The sequence below is a fragment of the Pseudomonas sp. GL_139_B genome (genome assembly GCF_057834475.1).
On the sequence record NZ_CM174403.1, the window covers coordinates 407,641 to 425,347 of the forward strand.

Annotated in this window: 19 protein-coding genes and 1 pseudogene; 5 read left to right on the top strand and 15 right to left on the bottom strand. The window is 59.0% G+C overall.

Going from position 1 to position 17,707, the window contains the following annotated elements:
- The first annotated feature begins 58 nt into the window (after window positions 1–58).
- Window positions 59–1,018: an amino acid ABC transporter permease gene (locus tag AC3ISI_RS01865; RefSeq protein WP_489335220.1), complete on the top strand. Its 960-nt coding sequence runs from the start codon at window positions 59–61 to the stop codon at window positions 1,016–1,018.
- Window positions 1,011–1,745 (top strand): amino acid ABC transporter ATP-binding protein, encoded by a 735-nt coding sequence (locus tag AC3ISI_RS01870; RefSeq protein ID WP_007899285.1) that lies wholly within the window; start codon window positions 1,011–1,013, stop codon window positions 1,743–1,745. Before AC3ISI_RS01865 ends, AC3ISI_RS01870 begins: the two co-directional genes overlap by 8 nt.
- Window positions 1,746–1,902: 157 nt before the next feature.
- Here the strand turns inward: AC3ISI_RS01870 and AC3ISI_RS01875 are convergent, their stop codons facing one another.
- The 11 genes and pseudogenes from AC3ISI_RS01875 to ubiE all read right to left on the bottom strand — a co-directional run bounded on the left by AC3ISI_RS01875 (window position 1,903) and on the right by ubiE (window position 10,241).
- Complete coding sequence (locus AC3ISI_RS01875) at window positions 1,903–2,775, bottom strand: methyl-accepting chemotaxis protein (protein ID WP_489337610.1); 873 nt, start codon at window positions 2,773–2,775, stop codon at window positions 1,903–1,905.
- Window positions 2,761–3,819 (bottom strand): annotated as a pseudogene (locus tag AC3ISI_RS01880) (methyl-accepting chemotaxis protein); the annotation flags it as partial. The pseudogene AC3ISI_RS01880 and the gene AC3ISI_RS01875, both read right to left, overlap by 15 nt.
- Window positions 3,820–3,911: 92 nt before the next feature.
- Window positions 3,912–4,619 (bottom strand): 16S rRNA (uracil(1498)-N(3))-methyltransferase, encoded by a 708-nt coding sequence (locus tag AC3ISI_RS01885; RefSeq protein WP_489335221.1) that lies wholly within the window; start codon window positions 4,617–4,619, stop codon window positions 3,912–3,914.
- The gene (gene tatC, locus AC3ISI_RS01890; RefSeq protein WP_489335222.1) at window positions 4,616–5,416 is read right to left on the bottom strand and encodes a twin-arginine translocase subunit TatC; all 801 of its coding nucleotides are present in this window, start codon (window positions 5,414–5,416) and stop codon (window positions 4,616–4,618) included. The genes AC3ISI_RS01885 and tatC overlap by 4 nt, the downstream gene beginning before the upstream one ends.
- A gap of 256 nt (window positions 5,417–5,672) precedes the next feature.
- On the bottom strand, window positions 5,673–6,131 hold the full coding sequence (gene tatB, locus AC3ISI_RS01895) for a Sec-independent protein translocase protein TatB (RefSeq protein ID WP_489335223.1): 459 nt from the start codon (window positions 6,129–6,131) through the stop codon (window positions 5,673–5,675).
- A gap of 10 nt (window positions 6,132–6,141) precedes the next feature.
- On the bottom strand, window positions 6,142–6,414 hold the full coding sequence (locus AC3ISI_RS01900; protein ID WP_489335224.1) for a twin-arginine translocase TatA/TatE family subunit: 273 nt from the start codon (window positions 6,412–6,414) through the stop codon (window positions 6,142–6,144).
- Window positions 6,415–6,439: 25 nt separating this feature from the next.
- Complete coding sequence (locus AC3ISI_RS01905; RefSeq protein ID WP_007899279.1) at window positions 6,440–6,772, bottom strand: phosphoribosyl-ATP diphosphatase; 333 nt, start codon at window positions 6,770–6,772, stop codon at window positions 6,440–6,442.
- Window positions 6,765–7,166: a phosphoribosyl-AMP cyclohydrolase gene (gene hisI, locus AC3ISI_RS01910; RefSeq protein WP_477803456.1), complete on the bottom strand. Its 402-nt coding sequence runs from the start codon at window positions 7,164–7,166 to the stop codon at window positions 6,765–6,767. Before hisI ends, AC3ISI_RS01905 begins: the two co-directional genes overlap by 8 nt.
- A gap of 80 nt (window positions 7,167–7,246) precedes the next feature.
- Entirely contained in the window at window positions 7,247–8,851 is a 1,605-nt protein-coding gene (ubiB, locus tag AC3ISI_RS01915) for a ubiquinone biosynthesis regulatory protein kinase UbiB (RefSeq protein ID WP_489335225.1), read from the bottom strand.
- The gene (locus tag AC3ISI_RS01920; protein ID WP_489335226.1) at window positions 8,848–9,471 is read right to left on the bottom strand and encodes a ubiquinone biosynthesis accessory factor UbiJ; all 624 of its coding nucleotides are present in this window, start codon (window positions 9,469–9,471) and stop codon (window positions 8,848–8,850) included. The genes ubiB and AC3ISI_RS01920 overlap by 4 nt, the downstream gene beginning before the upstream one ends.
- Complete coding sequence (gene ubiE, locus AC3ISI_RS01925) at window positions 9,471–10,241, bottom strand: bifunctional demethylmenaquinone methyltransferase/2-methoxy-6-polyprenyl-1,4-benzoquinol methylase UbiE (RefSeq protein WP_007948968.1); 771 nt, start codon at window positions 10,239–10,241, stop codon at window positions 9,471–9,473. Before ubiE ends, AC3ISI_RS01920 begins: the two co-directional genes overlap by 1 nt.
- A 155-nt stretch (window positions 10,242–10,396) precedes the next feature.
- On the opposite strand from ubiE, the gene AC3ISI_RS01930 reads away from it, so the two are divergent.
- From AC3ISI_RS01930 to AC3ISI_RS01940, 3 genes are all read left to right on the top strand, one after another.
- On the top strand, window positions 10,397–10,672 hold the full coding sequence (locus AC3ISI_RS01930) for a polyhydroxyalkanoic acid system family protein (RefSeq protein ID WP_489335227.1): 276 nt from the start codon (window positions 10,397–10,399) through the stop codon (window positions 10,670–10,672).
- A 265-nt stretch (window positions 10,673–10,937) separates the two neighbouring features.
- Window positions 10,938–11,360 carry a phasin family protein gene (locus AC3ISI_RS01935; RefSeq protein WP_007948966.1) on the top strand — a complete coding sequence of 141 codons (423 nt, stop codon included), beginning with the start codon at window positions 10,938–10,940 and terminating at the stop codon, window positions 11,358–11,360.
- A gap of 10 nt (window positions 11,361–11,370) precedes the next feature.
- Window positions 11,371–12,180, top strand: a complete 810-nt coding sequence (locus AC3ISI_RS01940; RefSeq protein WP_489335228.1) for a phasin family protein — start codon at window positions 11,371–11,373, stop codon at window positions 12,178–12,180.
- 190 nt (window positions 12,181–12,370) lie between these two features.
- Here the strand turns inward: AC3ISI_RS01940 and AC3ISI_RS01945 are convergent, their stop codons facing one another.
- The 4 genes from AC3ISI_RS01945 to phaC (AC3ISI_RS01960) form a co-directional block, all read right to left on the bottom strand.
- Entirely contained in the window at window positions 12,371–12,991 is a 621-nt protein-coding gene (locus tag AC3ISI_RS01945; RefSeq protein ID WP_489335229.1) for a TetR/AcrR family transcriptional regulator, read from the bottom strand.
- A gap of 59 nt (window positions 12,992–13,050) precedes the next feature.
- The gene (phaC, locus tag AC3ISI_RS01950; RefSeq protein WP_489335231.1) at window positions 13,051–14,733 is read right to left on the bottom strand and encodes a class II poly(R)-hydroxyalkanoic acid synthase; all 1,683 of its coding nucleotides are present in this window, start codon (window positions 14,731–14,733) and stop codon (window positions 13,051–13,053) included.
- Between the two features lie 119 nt (window positions 14,734–14,852).
- Window positions 14,853–15,713, bottom strand: a complete 861-nt coding sequence (phaZ, locus tag AC3ISI_RS01955) for a poly(3-hydroxyalkanoate) depolymerase (RefSeq protein WP_489335232.1) — start codon at window positions 15,711–15,713, stop codon at window positions 14,853–14,855.
- A 156-nt stretch (window positions 15,714–15,869) separates the two neighbouring features.
- Window positions 15,870–17,549, bottom strand: a complete 1,680-nt coding sequence (gene phaC / locus AC3ISI_RS01960) for a class II poly(R)-hydroxyalkanoic acid synthase (protein WP_489335233.1) — start codon at window positions 17,547–17,549, stop codon at window positions 15,870–15,872.
- Between the last annotated feature and the right edge of the window lie 158 nt (window positions 17,550–17,707).

Consider the following 17,707-nt stretch of genomic DNA (forward strand, 5'->3'; position numbering starts at 1 on the left):
CAGTTAGGCCGCGATGACGGCCTTCCCGGCGACACAGAATTCGGAACCTTCACAGCAAATGAAACAAAAAAAATCCCAATGGCCCTGGCACGTATTAACCGTGCTGGTGCTGATCGGCCTGGCCGGCGCGTTGTATTACGCCACCTCGCTGATGTCCTACGAATGGCGCTGGAACCGTGTGCCGCAGTACTTCGCCTACCACGCCGAAGAATCTCTGCGCGCCGCTGACATCTCGACCGTCAGCGACCTGGTGCGCAAGGACGATAAGGCCGAAGTCACCCTGCGCAACGACGCGGGCGATGAGCAACGTGTGACCGTCGACGACAACAGCCTGCAAGTCGCCCAAGGCGATGATGTAGCCGAGGGCGACGTGATCGGCGTGACTCGTCATTGGGCCGCCGGCCCACTGCTTTGGGGCCTGTGGACCACCTTGTGGTTGTCCGTGGTGTCCGGCGTTCTCGGTCTGTTGATCGGCCTAGTCACCGGCCTGTGTCGGCTGTCGAACAACCCGACCCTGCGCGATCTTTCGACGATTTACGTCGAGCTGGTGCGTGGCACGCCGCTGCTGGTGCAGATCTTCATTTTCTACTTCTTCATCGGCACCGTGATGAACCTGTCGCGGGAGTTCGCCGGGATCGCTGCGTTGTCACTGTTCACCGGCGCCTACGTTGCGGAAATCATCCGTTCCGGCGTGCAGTCCATCGCCCGGGGCCAGAACGAGGCCGCGCGGTCGTTGGGGCTGAGCGCTGGCCAGTCGATGCGCCACGTGGTGATGCCGCAAGCTTTGAAGCGAGTATTGCCGCCTTTGGCCGGGCAGTTCATCAGTCTGGTCAAGGACACTTCGCTGGTTTCGGTGATCGCGATTACCGAACTGCTCAAAAGCGGCCGCGAAGTCATCACCACCTCGTTCTCGCCGTTCGAAATCCTGTTCTGCGTGGCCGGGTTGTACCTGTTGATCAACCTGCCGCTGTCGAAAATCGCCAGCCGGCTTGAGCGGAGGCTCGCGCAAAGTGATTGAAGTCCGCGATCTGGTAAAAGTCTTCGACACCCGTGGCCAAGTGGTTCGTGCGGTGGATAACGTCACCACGCAAGTGGCCAAGGGTGAAGTGCTGGTCGTGATCGGGCCTTCCGGTTCCGGCAAGTCGACCTTCCTGCGCTGCCTCAATGGCCTGGAAGAATTCGACTCGGGTTCGGTGAGCATCGACGGCCTGCAACTGGCCGACCCGAAAACCGACGTCAACGCCTACCGCCGCGAAGTCGGCATGGTGTTCCAGCATTTCAACCTGTTCCCGCACATGACCGTGTTGGAAAACCTCTGCCTGGCGCAGAAAGTCGTGCGCAAGCGCGGCAAGAAAGAGCGCGAGGCCAAGGCCTTGGCATTGCTGGAAAAGGTCGGTATTGCACAGAAGGCCAACGAGTTTCCGTCGCGCTTGTCCGGTGGTCAGCAACAACGCGTGGCGATTGCCCGGGCGTTGGCGATGGAGCCGAAGGTCATGCTGTTCGATGAGCCGACTTCGGCCCTCGACCCGGAAATGGTGGGTGAGGTGCTGGACGTGATGAAAACCCTGGCCGTAGAAGGCATGACCATGGTTTGCGTCACCCACGAAATGGGCTTTGCGCGGGAAGTGGCGGATCGGGTGCTGTTTTTCGATCACGGCAAATTGCTGGAAGATGCTTCGCCGGCGGAATTTTTTGATGCGCCGAAGGATCCGCGGGCGCAGGCGTTTTTGCGGCAGGTTCTCTAATAGCGGCGACCTTTCGGCCGCCATCGCGGGCAAGCCCGCTCCCACAATGAACCGCGCTGTTCATGCTATTTGCGTAACACCGCTGAACCCTGTGGGAGCGGGCTTGCCCGCGATAGCATCACCTCGGTTCTGAGTGAGTCGAGGCAAAAGCATCACCTCAAACCTTGAACCTGCCCACCAGCATCTGCAGATGCGTCCCCAACCGCGCCAGCTCAACGCTGGACGCCGCGGTCTCTTCACTGGCTGCCGAGGTCTGCTCGGACACATCACGCACATTCAGCACGCTGCGATTGATCTCCTCGGCCACCGCCGTTTGTTGCTCGGCTGCGGCGGCAATCTGTTGGTTCATTGTCTGAATCGCCGACACGGTGCGGGTGATGCTTTCCAGTGAGCCCCCGGCGCGGCGGGTCAGTTCGACGCTGCTTTCGGTCAGGACGCGGCTGTTGTCCATAATCGTGGCAACTTGTTGGGTGCCGTTTTGCAAACCGACAATCAACTCTTCGATTTCTTCGGTGGACTTCTGGGTGCGTTGCGCCAGGCTGCGAACTTCATCGGCAACTACAGCAAAACCACGTCCTGCTTCACCGGCGCGGGCGGCTTCGATGGCGGCGTTGAGGGCCAGCAAGTTGGTTTGTTGAGCGACGGATTTGATCACATCGAGCACACTGCCGATCTTGTCGCTTTCGCGTTTCAAATCGCCCATCGCGGCGGTGGAGTTGCCGACTTCGAGGGCCAGTCGCTCGATTTGGGCGATGGCTTCTCCGACCACTTTGTCGCCTTCACGGGCTTGCTGATCGGCGGCGACAGCGGCTTCTGAGGCTTCTTCGGCATTGCGCGCGACTTCTTGCACGGTCGCGGTCATTTCGTTCATGGCCGTGGCCACCTGGTCGGTTTCGACCTTTTGACTGTTGACCCCGGCGCTGGTTTGTTCTGTGACCGCCGATAGCTCTTCAGCGGCGCTGGCGATTTGCGTGACGCCGTCGCTGATGCCGCCGATCAGCTCGCGCAGGCCCAAGGTCATGCTCTGCATGGCGCGCTGGAGCTGGCCGAGTTCGTCGCGACGCTTGGAGGTCAGGTTGTGAGTCAAGTCGCCGGCTGCCACGCGTTCAGCCACTTTTAGGGTCTGGTTCAGTGGGATGACGATCTGTCGAGTAATCGCCCAGGCAGCGACCATGCCAAAGGCCAGGGCCAGGACGGTGGCCATCAACAACATGTTCTTGGCGTGTGCCGCATCGGTATCGCGGACAACGGTTTGCGAGGTCGTGAGCTTTTTACTGGTGCCGAGCAGGATTTCGCCTTGTGCGGCCATGTGTTTGAGCGCGTCGGCGCTGGCAACTTGAGAGTCGCGGAACTGGCTGACAGCCGTGCGGTAGGCTTTTAGGGAATCGGCGGCCTGTTGCAGGTTGGCGGTGTGTTGTTCTGGCAAGTTGGACGGCAGGCTTTCCAGGTGTTTCAGGGCGTTGTCGATGGCGTCCAGCGCGGGTTGCTCGGCTTCTGGCTTGCCGCTGTAGGTGTAACCGCGAACCTGGAACCGCGCTTGTTGGATCAGTTTGCTCAGTCCGATCACGCTGTTGAATTGCGTAACGCTGTCGCCCTGCAGCATCGATTTTTCGACTTCAGCAACCTTGGCCACGGCATTGTCAGCCGTGGCGCCCAGTTTGCTGCGGGCGTTTTCGCGGTTGGCGCCGGCCTGGGTCAGGGTGACGAAAGCTTGCTTGTACAGACTGACGGCGGACAGTTGCTGGTCAATCATGGCCACGTCAGCAGGCTGCTCGATCATTTGACGGGCGGCTTGCAGGCTGGTTTCGAGCTTGCTCAGCATCTCGTTGACGGCGTCAGGGCCTTGTTCGCCATGACGATTTTCGTAATCCAGACGAGCGATGCGCAGGTCTCTGGTCAGGTCATTGATACTGGAAATGAAGCCCAACTTATCGCCGCGGCTGGTCACGTCGCTCAGACCGGTCCAGCCGGTGAAGGTGATCAATAAGGTAAGCAGCAGCACCAGACCGAAACCGATCCCCAGTTTGCGATTGACGCTGACGTTTCCCAGACTCTCGGCTAGCCATTGGTACATGCTGCAACTCCCAGGACCATTGATTTGGTTTTATGGGAACTGTATCGGCAGGCGAGACGGGTTCTGTAGGGCGGAAAAAAGACCTTGCGGAGTTAGAAGAGGCGGGCGAGCAGCGCGGTGACCGCGGTTTCGACGCGCAGAATGCGCTCGCCGAGTTGCACCGGTTGCAGGCCGGCCTTGCCCAGAAGGTCGATCTCGTAAGGGATCCAGCCACCTTCAGGACCGATGGCCAACGTCACCGGCTCGTCCAGGCCGCGGGGGCAGGGCGGGTACTGGCCGGGATGGCCGACCAGGCCGAGAGTGCCTTCGGTAATTGCTGGCAGACGGTCCTCAACGAACGGCTTGAAGCGCTTCTCGATAACGATCTCTGGCAGCACACTGTCCCGAGCCTGTTCGAGGCCCAGGATCAATTGTTCGCGAATCGCTTCGGGCTGCAGAAATGGCGTTTGCCAGAAGCTCTTCTCGACGCGGTAGCTGTTCACCAGCACGATATGCGGCACACCCATGGCAGCCACGGTCTGAAACACCCTGCGCAGCATTTTCGGGCGTGGCAGGGCCAGCACCAGGGTCAATGGCAACTTGGCCGGGGGCGGTTGGTCGAGGGTCACGCGCAACTCGGCTTCACCGGTGTCCAGGCGCAACACCTCGGCCGAGCCCATCAACCCGCCGATCCTTGCGACACGCATGCTGTCACCGACTTCACAGCGGTGGACTTCCTGCATGTGCGTCAACCGGCGATCCCGCAGGATCACTCGGTCGGCCGCAATGAAATCAGCTTCTTCGAGGAGCAGCAGGTTCACGGCTGGGTCGCTGGCGGCTGGTCGTTGTGATCATCAGCCGGTTGATCGTCCGGATGCTCGCCCCGTTTGCTGATCAGGCTGCCAAACAGGATGCCGATCTCGAACAGTAACCACATGGGTACAGCCAGCAGCGTCTGCGAGAAGATGTCCGGCGGCGTCAGGATCATGCCGACCACGAAGCAGCCGATGACTACGTACGGGCGAATCTTCTTCAGGTATTTGACGTCGACCACGCCGATCCACACCAGCAGCACCACGGCCACTGGAATTTCAAACGCCACGCCGAAGGCGAAGAACAGCGTCATGACGAAATCGAGGTAGCTGGTGATGTCGGTCATCATTTCCACGCCGGCCGGGGTGGCGGAGGCGAAGAACTTGAAGATCAACGGAAACACCAGGTAATAGGCGAACGCCATGCCGGTGTAGAAGAGTGCGATGCTGGATATCAGCAACGGTACGGCAATGCGCTTTTCATGCTTGTACAGGCCTGGTGCGATGAAGCCCCAGATCTGATGCAGGATCACCGGGATCGCCAGGAACAGCGAGACCATCATGGTCAGCTTCAGCGGCGTCAGGAACGGCGACGACACATCGGTGGCGATCATCGTCGCGCCGGCGGGCAGGTACGCGCGCAGCGGCGTGGAGACGAAGGTGTAGATCTGCTGGGTGAAAGCAAACAACCCGGCGAAGATGATAAAGATCGCCGCTACACAGCGCAGCAGGCGGGTACGCAACTCGGTGAGGTGCGAAACCAGCGGCATGTGCTGGTCGTTTTCGGGGAGAGTAGGGCCTGTCATCGGTCATTTCCTGTGTCGCGCCGAGCCTGTATTTGCGCAGGGTAAGGCGCGAGGAGCGTAGTTTGGCGTTTCAAATAAGTGACGAGTAACGCAGCCCTGCGCAAATACAGGCCGGCCCTCCGGGTTGTGCCTGAAAGCGGGCCAGGCTGCGTTGTAGGCCTTGGAAAGGGAACAACCATTCCCTGCGGCCTACGCCTTGCCTGGCCCGCTTTCAGGCGACAACGCGACACAGGAAATGACCGATGACAGGCCCTTGTCATGGGGCTCGCGGCGGCAGTGTTGGGTCATGAGGAGCCGGCGCTGTCGGCGCGGCGGCAGGAGCAACAGGTTCAACCGGCGTTGCTGGAACAACGGGCGCAGGTTGTGCAGTCGCTACAACAGGCGCTGGCGCAGGCGTTGGTTCAGTGGCGGCAGCAGGCGCGTGAATCGTCTGTTCCCCCACGTGTTCCACCGGCGTTGGCTCCTGCTGGGTCGGCGAGAAAATTTTCCGCGCCTCCTGCTCCAGCGACAGAATGTGCTCGTTGTGCAGCTGCCGACGAATCTCGTCGGCACCGATTTCACGTTCAACTTCCTGTTTGATCGCGTTGAAGCTGCGCTTCAAGCGCCCGACCCACAGGCCGGCGGTGCGCGCAGCACCCGGCAAGCGCTCGGGGCCCAGCACCAGCAGGGCAACGAGGCCGACGAGCAGCAGTTCAGAGAAGCTGATACCAAACATTAGTCAGTGCTCACACGTCTTTGCGGATCGGCTCTTCGACTTTTTGTGCCTGCACGTCGATGGTGTGCGGCTGGTTCACCGAGGCCTGCGGCTGCACCGGCGGTACCGGTTGGGCTGGCGTCGCGGTCGTATCGGCCGGTTTTTCGTCGTCGTTCATGGCTTTTTTGAAGCCCTTGATCGACTCGCCCACGTCCGTGCCGAGGTTTTTCAGTTTCTTGGTGCCGAATACCAATACGACAACAACCAGGATGACGATCCAGTGTTTCCAGTCAAAAATGCCCATGCTGCTGCTCCTCTCTAATAATTGTTCAGGCGGACGGGCGCGAGGCTTTCTCGGCGTGTCCGGACAGACCGAAACGACGGTCCAGCTCATCAAGTACAGCCTGTGGATGCTGCCCCAGTTGGGCGAGCATGACCATGCTGTGGAACCACAAATCGGCGGTCTCGTAGATCACATCGCTGCAGTCACCGCTGATGGCGGCATCCTTGGCGGCGATGATGGTTTCGACCGACTCTTCGCCGACTTTTTCCAGAATCTTGTTCAAGCCCTTGTGGTACAGGCTGGCGACATACGAGCTGTCGGCGGCGGCGCCTTTGCGCTCTTCCAGCACTTGGGCCAGACGGGTCAGAGTGTCACTCATGGGTGTGTCCTGCGGAATAGATAGCATGCGGGTCCTTGAGCACCGGGTCGACGGTTTTCCAGTCGCCGTTCTCGAAGACACGGTAGAAGCAGCTTTGGCGGCCGGTATGACAGGCGATGTCGCCTATCTGCTCGACCATCAGGATGATCACGTCAGCGTCGCAGTCCAGGCGCATCTCATGCAGGGTTTGCACGTGGCCGGACTCTTCGCCCTTGCGCCACAGCTTGCCACGGGAACGCGACCAGTAAATGGCACGGTTCTCGGCAGCGGTCAGTTCCAGCGCTTCACGGTTCATCCAGGCCATCATCAGGACGCGCCCGGTCTTGTAATCCTGGGCAATCGCGGGCACCAGGCCATCGGCGTCCCACTTGATCTCGTCCAGCCAGTTTTTCATCTTCGACTCCGACAGCGGGCTTCGCACTTCATTAGCCAAGCCCAACGTTCAAACAGTGTGCCAGTGGATCACACAACTGGCTATCGGCGAACGACCAGATACAAACCAACGGCCACCATGATCCCCCCGGGCCAATGACCCAGTTCGTTCAGCGGTCCGCCGGCCAGCAGAATAACGCCTCCCGCCAGGTGCGCGCAGCCGAGCAGGCGCAAGAACCAGTCATCCTTGCGTTTATGCCACGGTGACGGTGGGTCGTATGCGTGGGGTTGAGACATGCGTTCGAGCAGGTCGCGGGCCATGTTGGCCAGGTGCGGCAGCTGTTCGAACTGGCTCTGCACGTTGCCGATCAAGGCCTTTGGGCTGACACGCTCGCGCATCCAGCGCTCGAGGAATGGCTGCGCCGTGTTCCACAAGTCCAGGTCCGGGTACAGCTGACGGCCCAGGCCTTCGATGTTCAACAGGGTTTTTTGCAGCAGTACCAGCTGCGGCTGCACTTCCATGTTGAAGCGCCGAGCGGTCTGGAACAGGCGCATCAGCACCTGACCAAAGGAAATATCTTTTAACGGTTTTTCAAAAATCGGCTCGCACACTGTGCGAATCGCCGCTTCGAATTCGTTGAGTTTGGTTTCCGCCGGTACCCAGCCCGAATCGATGTGCAACTGCGCCACACGCCGGTAGTCACGCTTGAAGAAAGCGAACAGGTTGCGCGCCAGGTAATCCTGGTCTTCCGGGGTCAGGCTGCCGACGATGCCGCAGTCGATCGCAATGTACTGCGGGCTCCACGGGTTGACGGTGCTGACGAAGATGTTGCCGGGGTGCATGTCGGCGTGGAAAAAACTGTCGCGGAATACTTGGGTGAAGAAGATCTCCACGCCGCGTTCGGCGAGCATTTTCATGTCGGTGCGCTGGTCGGCCAGCGTCGTCAGGTCGGTGACCTGGATGCCGTAGATACGCTCCATCACCAACACTTTCGGCCGGCACCAGTCCCAATAGACTTGCGGCACATACAACAGTGGCGAGCCCTCGAAGTTACGCTTCAACTGGCTGGCGTTGGCGGCTTCGCGCAGCAGGTCAAGTTCGTCGTAGATGGTTTTTTCGTAGTCGCTGACCACGTCCACCGGGTGCAGCAGGCGTGCGTCGGCGGAGAGTTTTTCAGCGGCGCGGGCCAGGATGAACAGCCACGCCAGATCCTGGGCGATGATCGGTTTGAGGCCGGGGCGAATCACCTTGACCACCACTTCTTCGCCGGTTTTCAACTGCGCGGCATGCACCTGCGCCACCGAGGCTGAAGCCAGCGGCTCGACGTCGAAGCGGCTGAACACTTCGCTGATCTTCTTGCCGAGCTGCTCTTCGATCAGCTTGACCGACACTTGCGAGTCGAACGGCGGTACGCGGTCCTGCAGCTTCATCAGCTCATCGGCGATGTCTTCCGGCAACAGGTCGCGGCGGGTGGACAGGATCTGCCCGAACTTGATAAAAATCGGCCCAAGGTCCTGCAACGCCAGGCGCAATCGCGCACCACGGCTCAGGTCCAGCGTCTTGCGCGGGAACCAGCGCCACGGTAGGGCATAACGCAGTGCCAGCAGAAACCACGGCAGTGGCAGGGCAAACAGCAGGTCATCGAGGCGGTAACGAATCACAACGCGCTGGATGCGCAACAAACGGCGGACGGCAAGCAGCTTCATGCGTTATCGCTTGGGTCGAGGGATCGGGAAAGGCGCTCGAAGCGCGCCTCGAGACGTTCCAGGTCGAGTTTGATCTGGTCCAGTTCACTGAAACGGGCTTCGGCTTCTCGTTGACCGACGAGGGTGCGTGACTCTTCGGCCAGGTATTCGCCAAGGTTCTGCCCCAGGCTGGCAAATCCTTGCTGATACCAGCGGGCGCGGCTGCGCAGGTGACCGCCAACCAGTTGCGTGGCCACCGGGCCCAGCCAGCGCGAGAGTTCGTACTCCCAGTCCAGCTCCAGGTCTTGAAGGATCGTCGCCAGTTCCAGCAGCACGCCGCTGTCACCGTCGAGTTCGACTTCAGGGCCATGCAGGACCGAGGTCTTGTCCTTGCTCATCGCCAATTTCAACAGGCTGGAGGCCGGAGCACGCAATGTGCAGTCGGCGCCGGTTTCCCAATGAGCGGCCAGCATCAGGCCTTCGTCACTGGGCAAGATGAACAGCTGCAACGTCGGGCTGCGGCAATCGACGGCAATCACCCGGCCGCTCAAATGCGCCAGCCGTGGCAGCGCAGTGCTGTCGAGACGCAGCACCCGGTTCAGACCGAGCTCAACGCTGGCGAGCAAGCCGGCCAGCAACATCAGGGTTTGATGCCACGGTGCAGGGCGACGATGCCTGCCGTCATGTTGTGGTAGGTCACGCGGTCAAAACCAGCCTCGACCATCATCGACTTCAGGGTTTCCTGATTCGGGTGCATGCGGATCGATTCGGCCAGGTAGCGATAGCTTTCCGAGTCGTTGGTGATCAGCTTGCCCATCAGCGGCATGAAGGCGAACGAGTAGGCGTCGTAGGCTTTGGACATCAGCGCGTTGGTCGGCTTGGAAAACTCCAATACCAATAGACGGCCGCCAGGCTTGAGCACGCGCAGCATGGAGCGCAGGGCATCTTCCTTGTGCGTCACGTTGCGCAGGCCGAAGGCGATGGTCACGCAGTCGAAATGGTTGTCCGGGAACGGCAGCTTTTCAGCGTCGGCCTGAACGAATTCGACATTGCCGGCCACACCGAGGTCCAGCAAGCGATCACGACCGACCTTGAGCATGGATTCGTTGATGTCGGCCAACACCACCTGGCCGGTCGGGCCGACGAGGTGCGAGAATTTTTTGGTCAGGTCGCCCGTACCGCCGGCGATGTCCAGTACGCGATTGCCGGTGCGCACGCCCGAAAGCTCGATTGCGAAACGCTTCCATAAACGGTGCATGCCGCCCGACAGGAGGTCGTTCATCAAGTCGTACTTGGCGGCTACCGAATGGAAAACCTCAGCGACTTTTTCCGCTTTTTGGCTTTCCGGAACGTTTTTGAAACCGAAGTGAGTGGTGGGTTCGGCATCGCTGCCTTTGCGCTGATCAGTCATATCGCTGTCACCAGAAGAGAATGCGGGACATTCTAATCCCCAAGACATGCTTTGTCTTGGCAAGGCTGAAGGTAAGATGGGCAACCACCGGGACGTTTTGACGCAGTAATGGTCAAGATGATTCAGGAAAGTATCCACAAAGCAGGAGTCATTCGATGGCCCGTATTAGTGTTGAACGTGCCCACGGCCTGGGTAAGGAAGCGGCTCGCGAGAAGGCCGACAAGCTGGCGCAGAAACTGTCCGATCAATATGGCCTGGAACCGCATTGGTCCGGCGACACATTGAACCTCAAGCGCTCCGGCGTGAAAGGCGTGGTGCACGTCAGCGAAGATTCGATCCGCGTCGAAGTGGAATTGGGCCTGATGATGTCGGCCATGAGCGGCATGATCAAATCGGAAATCGAAAAGGCCCTCGATAAGGCCTTGGCTTAACCCGGATTGGACTTGTGAATGCAACCCCTGTAGCAGCGGGCTTGCCCGCGAAGACGGTATTTCTGCTGCAGATAATTTTGCGTATGTACTGACCTCTTCGCGGGCAAGTCGGATCGCCGCACCGCCGCTCCTACATTTGTGTGCAGCGCTGCGGAAGGTTTATGTCAGTTGTTAGGGTGCCGTTTCTAATTTTTCTCCCTACTTTGTGCCTGAGCCCGACACTTGCGCGGGCAGTTCCTCAAACCTTCTGCGCGTGAGGTGCACCATGGCCAAAGTAATTTTGAAGAAAAAAATCGACGCATCGACCACTGCTCTGGGCGACGTTAAATCCTATGCCCGCAAGATCTGGCTGGCAGGCCTGGGTGCCTACACCAAGGTCGGTCAAGAGGGTGGCGAGTACTTTCAAGAGTTGATCAAGGCTGGTCAAACTGTTGAAAAGAAAGGCAAAAAAGTAGTGGCCGAAAAACTTGAAGCCGCCAATGCCGAGATCGTTGAAGCCAAGAGCGAAGTGAGCACTTTCAAAGGCAAGGTCGAAGTTCAACTCGACAAGGTCGAGAAGGCTTTTGACTCGCGTGTCGCAAGTGCCTTGAATCGTATCGGCATTCCGTCTAAACATGACGTTGAGACACTCTCTGCTAAGCTCGATGAGCTGACGGCATTGCTCGAACGCGTCGCGCGTAAATCTTAAGGAGAACGGGATGGCTGGTAAAAAGAACACCGAAAAAGAAGGCAGCTCGTGGATCGGGAAAGTCGAAGACTACTCCCGCAAAATCTGGCTGGCTGGTTTAGGCGTGTACTCGAAGATCGACACTGACGGCAGCAAGCTCTTCGATACATTGGTCAAAGACGGCGAGAAAGCCGAGAAGCTCACCAAGAGCGCTGTCGGCAAGAAAGTCGACGCCGCCAAGGATTCTGCTTCGTCCGCCAAGTCGCGTATCTCTGACGTTAAAGATCGTGCACTGGGCAAATGGGACGAGCTGGAAGGGGCTTTCGACAAGCGTCTGAACAGCGCCATTTCGCGCCTCGGTGTACCGAGCCGCAACGAAGTGAAAGCATTGCACAGCAAGGTCGACACACTGACCAAGCAAATCGAAAAACTTACCGGTGCCAAGGTTGCGCCAGTTGCGGCGAAAACCGCAGCAGCAAAACCAGCGGCTAAAACCGCTGCCAAGCCACTGGCAAAAGCGGCTACTAAACCAGCAGCCAAAACTGCCGCAGCGAAACCTGCAGCAGCTAAGCCAGCAGCCAAACCGGTTGCCGCCAAAGCCGCTGCTAAACCAGCTGCCAAAACCGCAGCAGCCAAGCCAGCAGCTAAACCTGCTGCAGCGAAGAAGCCAGCGGTGAAAAAACCTGCAGCGCCGAAAGCCGCCGCACCAAAACCAGCAGTGGCCGCAGCCAAACCGGCAACTCCGGCCGCCCCGGTAAGCGCATCGAATTCTGCTACTGCGCCGACCCCTGCTGTAACTCCGACTGTAGCGCCAGCAACGACGCCAACCAGTCAGTCCTGATTTCAGGGCTCAAAAAAACGCCCGGCCTGCAAAGGTCGGGCGTTTTTGTATGTACTCGGTTTTAAGGGCACCACAGAACCAATGTGGGAGCGAGCCCGCTCGCGATAGCGGAGTGTCAGTCGACATCAATGTGTGGATGAGGTCCTCATCGCGAGCAGGCTCACTCCCACAGGGTTATTTGTAGTCAGGGTTATTCGTGTGCTTCCAGGTATTGAAGTGCCATCTGTTCGGTCGCGACCTTGATCGGCGGCAACAAGTGCGGCGCCACCAGCATCATGATCTGGTACACCACCAGCCTCACCTCACCCTCGCGATCAAGAATCCGCTGGTAGTCCAGCGAGAACAGCAGCGTCATGGTGATCTGCTCCACCAACTGCCCCAACGCCTGGGTGTCGCTGACCAACTGCCCCTGAGCCTTCAACCGCGCCAGCAACGATGCCAGTGTGCGCTTCAGCGCATTGAGCAGGTTGCGTATGCCCTTGGCCAGTTTTGGCAGGCGTCCGGCGAGGTTTGACAGGTCCTGAAACAGAAACCGGTAATGCGCCAGACGTTCGACGATCAGGTGCAGGAACAGCCAGTAATCGTCCGGTGACAGTTCGACATCGGAAGGTGGGTCGAGCAACGGTGCCAGTTCAGACTGGAAGCGTTCGAACAACCCCAGAATCAGCGGCTCCTTGCCGTGAAAGTGGTAGTAGAGATTGCCGGGGCTGATGCCCATCTCGTTGGCAACTTCCATGGTGGAGACGTTCGGTTCGCCTTTCTGATTGAACAACTGCAATGCACATTCGAGAATCCGGTCGCGGGTTTTCATCCAGTCTTCTTATGGGTCGAGTCAGGCCACGGCCGGCGTCGGCCGTGGTTGGTTGATCGTCAGCGCACTCGCACGTAAGTACCGGGTGCTGCCTCTTGCGGTGGATAGTTTTGATTGCCAAGGGTCGTGTGGGTTTCTTTTAGCGCGCCAGAGCGTTGCTGGATCCACTCCAGCCATTGCGTCCACCAACTGCCGTCGACTTGCTTGGCGTCGTAGTACCAGGCCCGAGGGTCGCTGCTCAGTTTTGCGCCTTCAACGTAGTTGGCCTTCGGGTTGCTCGGGGGATTGAGAATGCTCTGCACGTGACCACTGTTGGACAAGACAAAGCGTCGCTCGCCACCCAGCAGCAGAGTCGAGCGGTACACCGCATCCCATGGTGTGATGTGGTCGTTGATGCCCGCGACGCTGAAGCTGTCGACGGTGACTTTCTGCAAGTCGATGGGTGTACCGCACACTTCAAGGCCGCCCGGATGCGTCAGCGGGTTGTGTTTGAAGAAGTCCAGCAGATCGCCATGAAAGGCTGCCGGTAGTCGCGTGTTGTCATTGTTCCAGTAGAGGATGTCGAACGCTGGTGGTTCTTTGCCAAGCAGGTAGTTGTTGACGAAGTAGCTCCAGATCAAGTCGTTGGGACGCATCCAGGCGAACACCTTCGCCATGTCGCGACCTTCCAGCACACCCTTCTGATAAGACTTGCGCTTGGCCGCTTCAAGTGTCTGTTCGTCGGCGAAAAGCGTTGCCGGGGAATCCATTTGGCTGTCGAGCAAGCTCACCAGATAGGTCGCGCTGGACACTCGCCGCAGCTGCCGTTTGGCTTGCAAGTGACCTTGCAGCGCGGCGATGGTCAACCCGCCAGCGCAGGCACCCATCAGGTTGACCTCGCGCGCACCGGTGATAGCCCGGCAGACATTCATCGCTTCTTCCACGGCTTCAACATACGTCGACAGCCCCCATTCGCGATGGCGCACATCCGGATTGCGCCAACTGATCATGAAGGTTTGCAAGCCGTTCTTCAGGGCAAACTGGACGAAGCTGTTATGCGGGCTCAGGTCGAAAATGTAGTACTTGTTGATTTGCGGTGGCACCACCAGCAGCGGTTTGGAGTACTGTTTCTCGCTCATCGATTTGTACTGGATCAGTTCCAGCAGTTCGTTGCGAAACACCACGGAACCGCTTGTAGTGGCAACGGTTCTACCCACTTCGAACGCTTGCTTGGTGACTTGCCGGGGCAGGCCGTCGTTGTGCAAGAAGTCGTCGACCAGATGGCTGATACCCCGCACCAGGCTGTTGCCGCCGGAATTGAAGATCTCTTTGATTGCCAGTGGATTAAGCAGGGTGTTGGACGGCGATACGGCGTCATTGAGCAAGGCAAACGCAAAGTGCGCGCGGGCGCGATCATCGGGGGACATCGCGCTGTCGTCGATCCAGCTTTTGACCTGTTTCTGCCAGCTTAGGTAAGCCTGCAGGCTACGGCGGTAAAAGGGGTTGAGACTCCATGCGGGGTCGTTGAAGCGACTGTCCTGCGGATTGGTCGGGTGCAAAGTTTCACCCAACAACACGCGGCCCAACTGACCGCCCAGTTTCAGGGCGTGTCGGGCGCTGTGCACCGGGTTGCGCAAGCCGTGTGCCGCCACACTGCGCAGGGTCGAAAACAGATCTCGGCCACGCAAGCCGGTAATCGCACTCTGTGCGTTGATGAACGTGGCGGGAGTGGGCAAATGGTCTCTCGCTGGTTTGTCACGCATGTCTCAACACTCCTTCGTTTCAAGCCAAAAACAAACACACTGAACCCGTTCACCATAGACGCTGTTGTGAGTTGTTGCGCGGCGCGGCGTCCTGCCGGCCCCAGACCAAAGCCTGTCCTTTAACCGCGCGACGGCGCCGGATGCGGATGCGGATGCATCACGGCACGCTGACGTTCTTCTTCGAGGAATTTCATGATGATCGGTGCGACCGCTTCGGCGCGAGTAATCAGGAACAGATGCCCGTCATCGATGATGTGCAACTGGGCATTGGGAATTCGCCAAGCCAGTAAACGCATGTTGATCAGCGGGATCAGCGGATCGTCGTCGCCGGCCAGCACCAGGGTTGGCTGATTGATCTTGTGCAGCCAGTGAATGCTGGTCCAGCCAAAGCCGGCAAACAGTTGCCAGTAATAACCGAGCTTGCCCGCCGAACGGACTTTCGCCGCGTGGCTGGCCGCCAGGGTCGGATCACGACGGAACGCGCCGCCATAGATCATCGGTGCAATGCGGATCACATGCGACGGCTGGATGTAGCGCCGTGGGCTGGCCATCATCCATAGCACTTTCGGTTTGCCCGGCACCATCACCGCGCCGGCTGCCGTGGCCGCCAACACGAGTTTCTTACAACGCTCGGGATAAGAATACGCAAATTGCTGCGCAAGGGCGCCGCCCCAGGACACGCCAATCACATTGACTTGTCCGTAATCGAGGTAGTCGAGCATCCGTGCCGTGAGTTTCGCCAGGCCCGGAAAGCGATAAGGCCGATTCGGCGTCGACGAGCCGCCGACACCGGGTACGTCGAAAGCAATCACTTCCAGGTCCGGGTCCAGCGCCGCGACGAACGGAAACACCAGCTCCAGGTTGGCGCCGATGCCGTTGAAAATCAGCAAGGGCGTCAAGTGAGGCTTGCCGGGGCGTACCGCTGTGCGGAGGGTCTGGCCATCCAAGTCGACGGTACGGAATATGAAAGGTTGCGGCATGCTTCAGGCCTTGTGGGTCACTTTCTCAAATTCATCCTCGATCCCCTGTAGGAGCCGAGCTTGCTCGCGAAGGCGGCGGCACAGTCAATATAACTGCGCCTGCCCCACCGCTATCGCGAGCAAGCTCGGCACCTACAGGTGCGCGAGGTGTGTCAGTTACCGCTCATGGACATAAGTGCCCGGCGCTGCTTCGCCGGCGGTGTAGGTTTTGTTGCCCAGGCTGGTGGGCGCCTTTTTCAACTTGCCCCCACGCTCGGCTTGCCATGCCTGCCAGTGCAGCCACCAGGAATCGGTGTGCTTGGTGGAGTTCTCCTGCCACTCTTCGGCCTTGACCGGCATCTCGCTGTTGGTCATGTAGCGTGATTTCGGGTTGCCCGGCGGGTTCAGAATGCTCTGGATATGCCCGCTGCTCGACAACACGAATTCGACCTTGCCACCAAACAGTTGCGCTGACTTGTAGCAGGACTTCCATGGGGTGATGTGGTCGGTGGTGCCGGCCAGGCAATAGATGTCGGCGGTGACTTGTTTCAGGTCAATCGGCGTACCGCACACTTCCAGTGCATTGGGGCGGATCAGTGGATTACTTTTGAACATCTCGATCAGGTCGCCGTGGAATGCGGCCGGCAACCGTGTGGTGTCGTTGTTCCAGAACAGGATGTCGAACACCGGCGGTTCGTTGCCCAGCAGGTAGTTGTTGACCCAGTAGTTCCAGATCAAGTCGTTGGGGCGCATCCAGGCGAAGACTTTCGCCATGTCGCGGCCTTCCAGCACACCGGCCTGATAGGACTGGCGCTTGGCAGACTCCAGGGTTTGCTCGTCGACGAACAGGGCGACGTCGCTGTCCAGGGTGGTATCCAGCACGCTGACCAGCAGCGTCAGGGCGTTGACCTTTTTCTCGCCGATTGCCGCGTAATGGCCCAGCAGCGCGGTGCAAGTGATGCCACCAGAGCAGGCGCCGAGCATGTTGATGTCTTTGCTGCCCGTGATGGCGCTGACCACATCGACCGCTTCCTTGAGCGCTTCGATGTAAGTCGACAGGCCCCACTCGCGCTGCTCCTTGGTTGGGTTGCGCCAGCTGACGATAAAGGTCTGCACATTGCTGCGCAGGCAGTAGCGCGCCAGGCTCTTCTCCGGGCTCAAGTCGAATACGTAGAACTTGTTGATCTGAGGCGGCACCACCAGCAGTGGGCGCTCGTGCACTTGCTCGGTGGTCGGCTTGTACTGGATCAGCTCCAGTACATCGTTGCGGAACACCACGGCGCCTTCGGTTACGCCCAGGCTCTTCCCCACTTCGAATGCGCCCATGTTGACCTGGCTCGGCATGCCGCCGTTGTGCACCATGTCTTTGGCCAGATGCGAGAGGCCGTCGAGCAGGCTTTTGCCGCCGGTTTCGAAGAAGCGTTTGACTGCCGCCGGGTTGGCCGCGGAGTTGGTCGGGGCCATGGCTTCGGTCATGAGGTTGATCACGAAGTGTCCGCGAGCAACATCTTTGGGCGACAGATTACTCTCGCCGATCCAGTCGTGGAGTTCCTTGCGCCACGCCAGGTATGTTTGCAAATAACGTCGATAGAGCGGGTTCTGAGTCCAGGCCGGATCGTTGAAACGACGGTCTTCGGGTGTCGGTTGAAGCGCGGATTTGCCGAACACCACGTTCTTCAGTTCAAGGCCGAAATGGGCCACATGCTTGGCACTGTGGATCGGTTGTTTGATGGCCTGTCTGAGCACCATGCGAGCAGAAGCCAAAAGATCCTTACCGCGCAGCCCAACGACTGGATTCAGCCCCAAGGTGTTTTCCGAGGCTTGTGATTTCAAGTCATCGTTATTCTTATTACTCATCTACGACGCTCCATTGCCCTGAGACGAGTACCTGGGGCTGACTTTTTTCGTCAAACAGTCTTTGCCAGGTACTGCTACTTGGGTGACCGATAATTCTGCATCGCTGCTTTTTAGTTCAGAGAGCATTGCAGGGAACTTGCCAGTTCCATTGGTTACCC

Excerpts from the sequence above, each read along its gene's own strand:
- ubiE (WP_007948968.1), bottom strand. The coding sequence starts at position 10,241 with ATGACTGATCAGCGCAAAGGCAGCGATGCCGAACCCACCACTCACTTC.
- AC3ISI_RS01905 (WP_007899279.1), bottom strand. The coding sequence starts at position 6,772 with ATGAGTGACACTCTGACCCGTCTGGCCCAAGTGCTGGAAGAGCGCAAA.
- AC3ISI_RS01945 (WP_489335229.1), bottom strand. The coding sequence starts at position 12,991 with ATGAAAACCCGCGACCGGATTCTCGAATGTGCATTGCAGTTGTTCAAT.
- AC3ISI_RS01920 (WP_489335226.1), bottom strand. The coding sequence starts at position 9,471 with ATGTTGCTGGCCGGCTTGCTCGCCAGCGTTGAGCTCGGTCTGAACCGG.
- tatC (WP_489335222.1), bottom strand. The coding sequence starts at position 5,416 with ATGACAGGCCCTACTCTCCCCGAAAACGACCAGCACATGCCGCTGGTT.
- AC3ISI_RS01865 (WP_489335220.1), top strand. The coding sequence starts at position 59 with ATGAAACAAAAAAAATCCCAATGGCCCTGGCACGTATTAACCGTGCTG.
- phaC (WP_489335231.1), bottom strand. The coding sequence starts at position 14,733 with ATGCGTGACAAACCAGCGAGAGACCATTTGCCCACTCCCGCCACGTTC.
- AC3ISI_RS01935 (WP_007948966.1), top strand. The coding sequence starts at position 10,938 with ATGGCCAAAGTAATTTTGAAGAAAAAAATCGACGCATCGACCACTGCT.
- tatB (WP_489335223.1), bottom strand. The coding sequence starts at position 6,131 with ATGTTTGGTATCAGCTTCTCTGAACTGCTGCTCGTCGGCCTCGTTGCC.
- hisI (WP_477803456.1), bottom strand. The coding sequence starts at position 7,166 with ATGAAAAACTGGCTGGACGAGATCAAGTGGGACGCCGATGGCCTGGTG.
- AC3ISI_RS01940 (WP_489335228.1), top strand. The coding sequence starts at position 11,371 with ATGGCTGGTAAAAAGAACACCGAAAAAGAAGGCAGCTCGTGGATCGGG.
- AC3ISI_RS01875 (WP_489337610.1), bottom strand. The coding sequence starts at position 2,775 with ATGCAGAGCATGACCTTGGGCCTGCGCGAGCTGATCGGCGGCATCAGC.
- AC3ISI_RS01930 (WP_489335227.1), top strand. The coding sequence starts at position 10,397 with ATGGCCCGTATTAGTGTTGAACGTGCCCACGGCCTGGGTAAGGAAGCG.
- phaZ (WP_489335232.1), bottom strand. The coding sequence starts at position 15,713 with ATGCCGCAACCTTTCATATTCCGTACCGTCGACTTGGATGGCCAGACC.
- ubiB (WP_489335225.1), bottom strand. The coding sequence starts at position 8,851 with ATGAAGCTGCTTGCCGTCCGCCGTTTGTTGCGCATCCAGCGCGTTGTG.
- AC3ISI_RS01900 (WP_489335224.1), bottom strand. The coding sequence starts at position 6,414 with ATGGGCATTTTTGACTGGAAACACTGGATCGTCATCCTGGTTGTTGTC.
- phaC (WP_489335233.1), bottom strand. The coding sequence starts at position 17,549 with ATGAGTAATAAGAATAACGATGACTTGAAATCACAAGCCTCGGAAAAC.